The organism is Acinetobacter sp. YH16044, from assembly GCF_013417145.1.
Taxonomy (GTDB): domain Bacteria; phylum Pseudomonadota; class Gammaproteobacteria; order Pseudomonadales; family Moraxellaceae; genus Acinetobacter; species Acinetobacter amyesii.
On sequence record NZ_VPEK01000053.1, the window covers coordinates 1 to 9,445 of the forward strand.

Annotated in this window: 9 protein-coding genes; 3 read left to right on the forward strand and 6 right to left on the reverse strand. The window is 39.3% G+C overall.

Annotated features, from left to right (window positions below):
* Positions 1 to 136: 136 nt before the first annotated feature.
* The 4 genes from FTV38_RS15710 to grpE all read right to left on the reverse strand — a co-directional run bounded on the left by FTV38_RS15710 (position 137) and on the right by grpE (position 4,396).
* Positions 137 to 514, reverse strand: a complete 378-nt coding sequence (locus FTV38_RS15710) for a hypothetical protein (protein WP_180005534.1) — start codon at positions 512 to 514, stop codon at positions 137 to 139.
* Between the two features lie 120 nt (positions 515 to 634).
* Positions 635 to 1,546, reverse strand: a complete 912-nt coding sequence (locus FTV38_RS15715; protein WP_180022964.1) for a matrixin family metalloprotease — start codon at positions 1,544 to 1,546, stop codon at positions 635 to 637.
* A gap of 215 nt (positions 1,547 to 1,761) precedes the next feature.
* On the reverse strand, positions 1,762 to 3,702 hold the full coding sequence (dnaK, locus tag FTV38_RS15720) for a molecular chaperone DnaK (protein WP_078194438.1): 1,941 nt from the start codon (positions 3,700 to 3,702) through the stop codon (positions 1,762 to 1,764).
* Positions 3,703 to 3,856: 154 nt separating this feature from the next.
* Positions 3,857 to 4,396: a nucleotide exchange factor GrpE gene (grpE, locus tag FTV38_RS15725; RefSeq protein WP_078189495.1), complete on the reverse strand. Its 540-nt coding sequence runs from the start codon at positions 4,394 to 4,396 to the stop codon at positions 3,857 to 3,859.
* 937 nt (positions 4,397 to 5,333) lie between these two features.
* Here grpE and FTV38_RS15730 point away from each other — a divergent pair.
* Positions 5,334 to 5,561 (forward strand): hypothetical protein, encoded by a 228-nt coding sequence (locus FTV38_RS15730; RefSeq protein ID WP_252725869.1) that lies wholly within the window; start codon positions 5,334 to 5,336, stop codon positions 5,559 to 5,561.
* Between the two features lie 181 nt (positions 5,562 to 5,742).
* Here the strand turns inward: FTV38_RS15730 and FTV38_RS15735 are convergent, their stop codons facing one another.
* On the reverse strand, positions 5,743 to 6,300 hold the full coding sequence (locus FTV38_RS15735; protein ID WP_180022965.1) for a hypothetical protein: 558 nt from the start codon (positions 6,298 to 6,300) through the stop codon (positions 5,743 to 5,745).
* 201 nt (positions 6,301 to 6,501) lie between these two features.
* Here FTV38_RS15735 and FTV38_RS15740 point away from each other — a divergent pair, with 201 nt between their 5' ends.
* Positions 6,502 to 7,572 carry an alpha/beta hydrolase gene (locus tag FTV38_RS15740; protein WP_078194436.1) on the forward strand — a complete coding sequence of 357 codons (1,071 nt, stop codon included), beginning with the start codon at positions 6,502 to 6,504 and terminating at the stop codon, positions 7,570 to 7,572.
* 63 nt (positions 7,573 to 7,635) lie between these two features.
* On the opposite strand, the gene FTV38_RS15745 is transcribed toward FTV38_RS15740, so the two are convergent.
* On the reverse strand, positions 7,636 to 8,307 hold the full coding sequence (locus FTV38_RS15745) for an acetoacetate decarboxylase family protein (RefSeq protein WP_180005538.1): 672 nt from the start codon (positions 8,305 to 8,307) through the stop codon (positions 7,636 to 7,638).
* Between the two features lie 101 nt (positions 8,308 to 8,408).
* Between FTV38_RS15745 and FTV38_RS15750 the strand changes: the two genes are divergently transcribed.
* Positions 8,409 to 8,978 (forward strand): peptidylprolyl isomerase, encoded by a 570-nt coding sequence (locus FTV38_RS15750; RefSeq protein ID WP_180005529.1) that lies wholly within the window; start codon positions 8,409 to 8,411, stop codon positions 8,976 to 8,978.
* Positions 8,979 to 9,445: the final 467 nt, after the last annotated feature.

The following is a 9,445-nucleotide window of genomic DNA, read 5'->3' on the forward strand; positions in this document are numbered from 1 at the left end:
TTGTTATAGACCACATTTAAGTTTAAATATGAACACCCCGAATCAGACGTATGAGCAAACTAAAACCGAGCTAATTGCTTAACTCGGTTTGAAGTGGAATACTGTCAATCTATTTCAGGACAAGACAAAATCGATATTAGGCTTCAAATTTTAGCGCTTCTAACAGATCTAAAATCACTGTGGTCACGTCTTGACTCAATTGATAATTATTAAAAATTTCATAAGCCGTAATGGTGATATCGGTATCACTCGGAAGCAGGCGTTGTTCTTCTTCGATGAGGTCACGGATCGGCAATAGGGTTTGTTTGACTTGTAAATGCAAGACATCTTTAAACTCAAGATTTTCGTCTTCGAGTTCGATGAGTTGCTCATTAAAAAATGGTAAAAGTACTGCATGGAGATAAGGTTGAATTTCGGTAATATCAAAAAGTTCAATATCACGGGTTTGTTCAATCGTGCTGATGTGGTCATTCACTTCAATTAAGATATGGTAGTAACTCACATTGCTCTCCACGGAAGATGTCATTGATATAAGGAAATTATTGCATATCAACAATAACATGAAATGCTGATTTTTGTTGGTGAATCCTGCAATATCCTTATAAATTGTATGGTTTTTTATGATCAGGGCACACTAGCGATAATACAGTAAGCTTTGGTCTGCTGGCATCAGTTTAAAGTTTTCTAATTGTTGCGCGCCCAAGATTGGGTACATTAATGCAGTAGGGTCATTATGGTGAGATAAGCCGAGAGCATGTCCGAGTTCGTGGGCAAGGGTGAGGCGTAAATCATCTTCGGCATCAAATTGATAAATCTGAATCTGATCGCCCATAAAGACACCTTTATGAAACTCTCGTGCAGGAAAGCGCTGACTGGCTTGTATCACGCCCGCATTATATTGATCGATTTGCTGGTTATAACTTGAGACTTGTTGGTTAAATTGATCATTTTGCTGATTAAATCGATCTATTTCTTGGTCTAATTGCATCGCTTGTGCTTTGACTTGCGCAAGTTCTTTTTCAACGCGTTGCATATTGGGGCCTTGCGCATGCTCGATTCGGCTCCAACCCATACGTTCTTGCGACAGTTGTACTATTTCAGCACGGATCATGGCTTGTTTTGATCGGAGCTGTTGCTCATTCATCTCCAGACCTTTTCTCGAATTTGCTAAGTTCTCGGCATATAAATCATTACGGGCTTTATCTGCGGCTAAGGTCTTTTGGACTTGCTTATAGGCATTGTATTGTTCTTGGCGGTCATCATAAATTAGATGGATCGCCAGTTGTGCATCTGGGTCATAGATAAATAACGGTTTGAGTGTCCCTTTATGCCATATCTCTGCGGCTTCTTGGCTAAGTTGAATGACTTGTTGCTGGCTTAATCCAAAACGCGGATCTACATCAGCAACCCGATAACGCAGTCGGGTATCGAGAGGGTGTAAAAGTCGATCTGAAATTGAATTAAATTTCAGTTGAGGATGCTGCTTGGTTTGATAGATCCACCAAGTACTCAAAACGATGACAACAATAATTAAAATCAAACGCATAGCGTCGCAAAACTTGATTATTTTGCATTAATTTAACTGAAATTTAGCGCTATGCAAATCTAAGTTTAGATTGATAGTGAGTCGAGAAGAATGTGGCTGTTTGAACGTTTGCGTGTTATTTGAATATTGCCTGATGCAGATAAAATCATCCACAAAAAAAACCGCGCTTTCGCGCGGTCTTTTTGAGCTTTGAAAGACTCAGTTAAAGCGACAAATTATTTTTTGTCATCTTTCACTTCAGTGAACTCAGCATCTACAACGCCGTCATCTGCTTTTTGAGCTTGACCTTCAGCGCCTTGGAAAGCGTTAGGATCAAAACCTTCAGCACCGCCTTGACCTTGTGCAGCTTCATAAGCACGTTGAGTGATCGGCATAATGATGTTTTGAAGTGCTTCAGTTTTCGCTTTGATTGCATCTACATCGTTTTCTTTAGTTGCTGCTTCGAGCTCAGCTACAGCAGCATCGATTGCAGATTTCTCATCAGCAGTTACCTGTTCGCCAAGATCTTTTACTGCTTTTTGAGCAGAAGAAACAAGTGCATCAGCTTCGTTACGTGCTTTCGCTAATTCTTCAAATTTACGATCTTCTTCAGCATTCGCTTCAGCATCTTTGATCATCGCTTCAATTTCAGCATCGCTCAAACCAGAGTTAGCTTTAATTTGAATTGATTGCTCTTTACCTGTGCTCTTATCTTTTGCAGATACTTTCAAGATACCATCAGCGTTGATGTCAAATGATACTTCAATTTGTGGTACACCACGTGGAGCAGGTGGAATATCGCCCAATTGGAAGTTACCCAACAATTTGTTTTGTTGAGCCATTTTACGTTCACCTTGGTAAACTGAAATGTCTACAGCTGGTTGGTTGTCTGCAGCAGTTGAGAACACTTGAGATTTCTTCGCAGGAATCGTCGTGTTTTTCTCAATGATCGCTGTTAACACGCCACCCATTGTTTCAATACCAAGTGTAAGCGGAGTTACGTCAAGAAGAAGTACGTCAGTTTTATCACCTGAAAGTACTGCACCTTGAATCGCAGCACCCATCGCTACAGCTTCATCTGGGTTCACGTCTTTACGTGGCTCACGGCCGAAGAACTCTTGTACTTTTTGTTGTACAAGTGGCATACGAGACTGACCACCCACCAAGATTACGTCAGAGATGTCAGAGGTTGAAAGACCTGCATCTTTAAGTGCAATCTTACATGGTTCAATTGTACGAGCAACCAATTCAGCAACTAAACCTTCAAGTTTAGAGCGAGTCACGTTGATCACTAAGTGTTTAGGACCAGTCGCATCTGCTGTGATGTATGGAAGGTTGATTTCTGTTGCATTCGAAGAAGAAAGCTCGATTTTTGCTTTTTCAGCAGCTTCTTTTAAACGTTGAAGTGCAAGAGGATCTTGTTTCAAGTTTACGCTTTGTTCTTTCTTGAACTCTTCAACCAAGTATTCAATTAATGCATTATCGAAGTCTTCACCACCAAGGAATGTATCACCGTTTGTAGACAATACTTCGATTTGTTGGTCGCCATCAAGATCAGCGATTTCAATGATTGATACGTCGAAAGTACCACCACCTAAGTCGTAAACCGCAACTTTACGGTCGCCTTCTTTTTTGTCCATACCGAACGCAAGTGCAGCAGCCGTTGGTTCGTTGATGATACGTTTAACATCTAAACCAGCAATTTTACCTGCATCTTTCGTTGCTTGACGTTGAGCATCGTTAAAGTACGCAGGAACAGTAATTACCGCTTCAGTTACTGTTTCACCAAGGTAGTCTTCAGCTGTTTTTTTCATCTTTTTCAAGATTTCAGCAGAGATTTGTTGTGGTGCAAGTTTCTTGTCGTTTACGTCAACCCAAGCATCGCCATTGTCAGCTTTGATGATTTTGTAAGGTACAAGGCCGATATCTTTTTGCACAGCTTGGTCTTGGTACTTACGACCGATCAAACGTTTGATTGCAAATAATGTGTTTTTAGGGTTAGTCACTGCTTGACGTTTAGCAGATTGACCGACAAGGATCTCGCCATCTTTATACGCAATAATAGATGGAGTTGTACGAGCGCCTTCAGCGTTGTCGATTACTTTTACTTTGTCGCCTTCAAGTACTGCTACGCAAGAGTTTGTAGTACCTAAGTCAATACCAATGATTTTCGCCATTTGGATGTTTCCTCTAAAATTCTTTTATTCCCAAACTCTTCCCTTTCTCAAAGGGAAATAAAAAGGGATTTACTTGTTATCCGATATGAGAGCCAATCAAAAATTTTCAAGTAATATTGGTTAAAATTTTTAATTCGTCTCAGAAAATTTGGGTTTATGCACCAACCATAACCATAGCTGGACGTAATAGACGACCGTTTAAGCTATAGCCTTTTTGCAATACTGTCCCGATTTCATTCGATTTGGCATTTGGATCGATGCCCACAGCTTGGTGAAGATCTGCATTGAAACCATTTGCAGTATCCACAGCAACCACACCAAATTTTTCTAAAGTGCTGAGCAATGATTTCAGTGTAAGTTCTACACCTTCAGATAAACCTGATTTTTCATCACCTGCCGCAGCGATGGCACGTTCAAGGTTATCAACCGAATCAAGCAATTGTTTTGCAAATTTTTCCAGCACAGTGTCTTTATGCTTTTCAGATTCGCGTTGAATACGCTCTACACTTTTTTGCGCTTCATATACGGCATTTGCAGTACGTGCTTTTTCAAGTTTTAAGCTTTCTTCTAAATTGGTGATTTGTGCTTGTAAATCTTCAACTGAAACTTCAGCTTGCTCGTTTTCAGCTTGAGTTTGCTGTTCTGCTTGCTCTTGTTGAAGATCTTGAGCGTCTTGGTTTTGCTCAGTCGCCATTGATTTACTCCGTTTAAATGGGTTCTTAAACATGTTCAGTCCTTATAGCTGTGCGTTCAAACGACATCGATGCGTAACTGCCATGCGTTTTGAATTCATGATTAATAGAAGAAATCGGGGCAGGGGATAAAAATTCAAGCGAAGTCAGCGATTAAATGCAGTTTTTTATTCAAAAAAATGGTTTTTCAGCCAAATATCGACTGCAAAATTAAATTCTATGAAAATATAAATTATTGATTTAAATGTATAATCACATTTTGATCGGATTTATAGATTTTCATCATAAATTTTAACGGTTTCTCTTTGTGCCTGAAAATTTGCATAATTTATCTATCGGAAGTGACCATATCCACTGGAGAGAGGGATATGGTGACTACCTCTAGATTTTAGAAACACTTTTCCATGCTGATTTCCCAAGAATCAGCATTTTTTTTGCCTCAAAAATAGTGGTTAATATTTATACATAAAAACTCTTAGTATCAGTTTTATTAAATATTTCACAAAAAATGATCAGCACAGTATTCTTTGTTTCAGATTCTATCGCTGTAGTTTCCGAATTTATTTCGAATGTGTTTTTCATGGCCTGCTTCTCTCATAAGCAGGCTTTTTTTTGCATGAAATTTATAAAAACAGCCACTTAAGTAACTGAGCTGCAAGTTTTGTTGGTCTTTGTTGTATTCAAAAGCTCTGATCACGCTTTATTCAAAAATCATTTATATTTATTTTTTTAATAAAAAACAAAGCACTTGAGTTAAAAAAATGATGTAAAGCCTCAATATAAAAGAAAACTGCCTGATTAATAAAACATTTCATAAGCTGTACCGTGCCTCGTACAAAGTACAACTCAGAAGGTGGGAACTTCACAGAATTATTTTCCATTATGACTCGGGCAAAGTTGAGCTTTGCTTTTAATGATTCAATGAAGGAAATAATGAAGATGAAAAAAATTGGTTTATTCGCTGTCGCAGTTTTAGGTTTTGGTTTAGCTGCGGTAGGTTGTACTTCTCAAGAAACTGTAGAATCTCCAGAAACCGCACAAGTAACGTCTGCAACTGAAGCATCTGTAACGACAGAGCAATCGGGTGCTGTGGTTCAAGCAGATCCATCAGCTCAAGGTGCTGAAGTTCAATCTGCGCCTGCACCACAACCTACAATTCAGCAATAAGATTGTTTAATGCTCTCTGACCTGTAACAACAGGCAGTCAAGAATAGACAGAAGATAGGATGCCTCTTCTGTCTATTTTCTTTTCTATTGCTTTTTTTTACCTTTTCTATTTTTAGTGAACGAAAAAAAGCCCATCATGTAGATGAGCTTTTTACTTTTAACCGATCTGCAAAAACAACAATTAACGGCGATTTTCCCACGCGCGACGACGTTCTTCAGCCGCTTTACGTTGTTGATCTGATGCCTTTCTTAAATCTTGAATATTTTTTTTGCGCTCTTGCTCAATTTGTTTTCTACGATCTTGACTGGCTTTACGGCGCTGTTCTTCTAAGCGCTGACGCTCTTTGCTGACTTTTTGACGATCTTGTTCAGCACGTTTACGACGTTCAGCTTCAGAGTATTTACGCTGTTGCTCTAGACGTTGACGTTCGAGTTCGTTTTTACGACGATCCCACTCTTGTTGATTTTTACGATTCTGTTCCCAGTTACGCTGGTCAAGTTGCTGCTTTCTACGTTCGAGCTCTAAACGATTACGTTGTTGTTGCTGACGTTCCCATGTACGGCGGTCTTGTTCATAACGACTGTCGTAACGGCGATCATAACGATTGTCATAGCGTCGATCATTATTATCATAACGGCGGTCATAACGTCCATCGTAGTAACCATCTTCAGGGAATGCTACGCAGCCTACAGCCAAAAAAGCAGTCGCAAAAGACAGAAGGATGATCTTTTTAGCCATGGTGAGTATCCTTTATCGAGAATGGGTTAGCATAATCAACCCATAAAACTTGGGTAAATTGTCAATGACAACTCTATAAAAGAAGATTAGCTTAACTAGGTTTGTACTATGTATGTCGATGTTGAGACTTATATGTGAATATGGTCACATTTGACCTAGATCATGTAGAAAGTATGAAGAGCATAATTCGAAGGATAGAGCATGTTTGCATTGAATGAATCACTTAAAAATATGAAAGATAAAGGCCAAGGTACGGCTGCTCGGTTACTTGATCGTCTTCCTAACTTTGCCAAAGAAAGCCTCGCAAAACGTCTCGATTATCCGTTTATTTTTCCAGAATTAGATCCGCTGGTGAAATGCATGATGGCGGCTCAACTCAAGCAAGGTAAGTCAGGCTTTGTGACCGAAGACTATGTGAAGTCTCGTAAATTATTTGATTTACAGATGGAGTCGATCAAGACCAAGCCGACCTTTGTGAAACAAGTGCAAGATATACGTCTACCTTTACAAAGTGCAACGCTGTTTGCGCGTCATTATCATCCTGCTCCAAATAAAAAATTACCGATGATCGTGTTTTATCATGGTGGTGGTTTTGTGGTGGGTGGTCTAGACACGCATGATGAAGTTTGTCGTTTATTGGCCGTGCATGCCAAAGCACAAGTTTTAAGTATTGATTATCCACTCACGCCAGAGGCCAGCCCAGCTCAATTAATGCAAAGTTGTGAAGATGCCTTGGCTTGGACTTATCAAAATAGTCGTCAGTTTAAAATTCTAAAAAATCGAATTGCGGTGGCAGGGGATAGTGCAGGCGGCAATATTGCTACCGCAGTTGCGCAGCGCAGTGCTCAGAAAGTTTTTGCCCCGCAAGCTCAGCTATTAATTTATCCTGTGGTGGATTTCAAAAGTCGCCACCCATCTTTCTATGCTTATAAAGATGGTTTGGTTCTGACTGAGAAAGATATTGATGTCGTAACGGCTTTATATGCAGAACAACATGCAGTGGCCTTAGATGATCCATTAATTTCACCAACCTATGGAAAATTGGCAGGTATCGCACCCGCGTATATCGTGACGGCAGGGCATGACGTTTTACATGACGAAGGTGAAATTTATTCGCATAAACTCCGTCAGCAAGGGGTGAAAGTGTTTTATCAAGAATATACCGATCAAACCCATGGCTTTATTAACTTAACCCCGGTTTCGCACCGAGCTAAAAAATACGTGATTGAGATCAGTACGAAGTTCCGTAAATTTTGGGATAAACGTAGTTAATCATTCCTTTATATAAAGTAAACTCAGTGTTTCACGTGAAACACTGGGTTTTTATTTATTGGGTTATTTATCTTGGATTTTTGCAGCAGGAAATACGAGGCTAAATTCTGGGACATAAAAGCTTTGCAATAATCGTGCTTCGGCAAAATTTGGAAAGATCTCCTGCGTGTTGTGCCATTCTACCTGTTTCAGTTTAGAGAGCCGTCCACGAAACTTCGGTGAAAATTGATAACGCTTACCTTCCCACGCTTGTCTGATTTGCAACATCGCTGCAGGGATATGATGACTATTAATATAGAAAGAACGCTGTGAACGTGATTTTTTTAAACGGATCTGCATTTTGTGTTGTTCAACTTCTATAGTACAGACCACTTCATTGTCATGTTGTTGCCATTCAAACTTTGCCAACTCTTTAGGAATACCCCAGAGTTTTTGACCATGAATGACAGAGATATCTGTCGAAACATAAATCTTAGGAATCGAACTTAACCTTTTCTTACTCCATAAAGGGTGATCTAAAATTAGCAATTCGTCATAAGGGCCCACAGGTGAATCATGGTATCGGACCAATAACACCTGAACCACACGACCTAAAGGCGATGTCGCTAAACGGAACATCTGCGCTTGTTGGATAAAACTCGGAGAGATCCAATAATTCAAAATAAAAGCATCGCCACGCAGTTGCCAAGGCGGTAAATGTGTCAATGCAGTGTCCGACGGTATTATTTGCGTCATCATTGTTCTCGTTTTAATAATGGCAGAATAATTACTTTTTAATCATCAAAGACTAATATACAGTCAATAACAAGTACGAGATCAACCAGAAGAGTTAGCAAATGTTAAAACAGATTTTATTTACCGCAGCACTTGGCTGTGTGAGCTTAAGCAGTTTTGCTGCCAATACTATTGTCGAAATGAAAACCTCTCAAGGCAATATTGAAATTGAGCTATTCAATGACAAGGCACCTATCTCAGCTAAAAACTTTGAAAGCTATGCAAAAGAAAAATTTTATAACGGCACGATCTTTCATCGCGTGATTCCTGGATTTATGGTTCAGGGTGGGGGCATGGATGTCAAAATGCAGGAGAAGCCAACAAAAGCGGCTATTAAGAATGAATCAAGTAATGGCTTGAGCAATAAGCGCGGCACATTGGCAATGGCACGGATGAATCATCCTGATTCAGCAAGTAGTCAGTTCTTTATTAATGTTGCAGACAATGACTTTCTCAATAAAAGTGCAATGAATGCGGGATATGCTGTTTTTGGTAAGGTCACTAAAGGGATGGATATCGTCGATAAAATCGTAAAAGTTCCAACTGCGAACTATGGAATGCACCAAAATGTCCCTGTAAACCCAGTGGTTATACAGAGTGTGGTGATTAAAGCAGCACCTGTAAAAAACTAAGCACACAAAATAGGAAAAATATTTTACATGATATTTGTAATAAATATCATGTATTTATGTGAATAAAGTGTGTTTTTTGAACCATAATGGTGCATAAAAATGAAACACTCATGTTCTTTGTGAGTGAAAAGCACTTGCACGTGTAAGAAATTGCCCTATAATGAGCACCATACCGACGAGATAGACGGAAACGAACGAAACGCGAAGCGTTGAGTTGTTGAGTTTATCGAAGTCCAGCTTCTAGCATTGACGAGATGTTAGAAAGATCATTAAGAGATTATGAAGAACAACTTGTGTGGATTTTTACTGATTGATTGATCGAAATTATTTTCATTGATTGATGGTAGGAATTACTCGAAGTTTATTTGAGCAAATTTTTGTCAGTAATTGATGAGCCAAGATTGGTACACTATATGTACTATTGATTTTAAACTGAAGAGTTTGATCATGGCTCAGATTGAACGCTG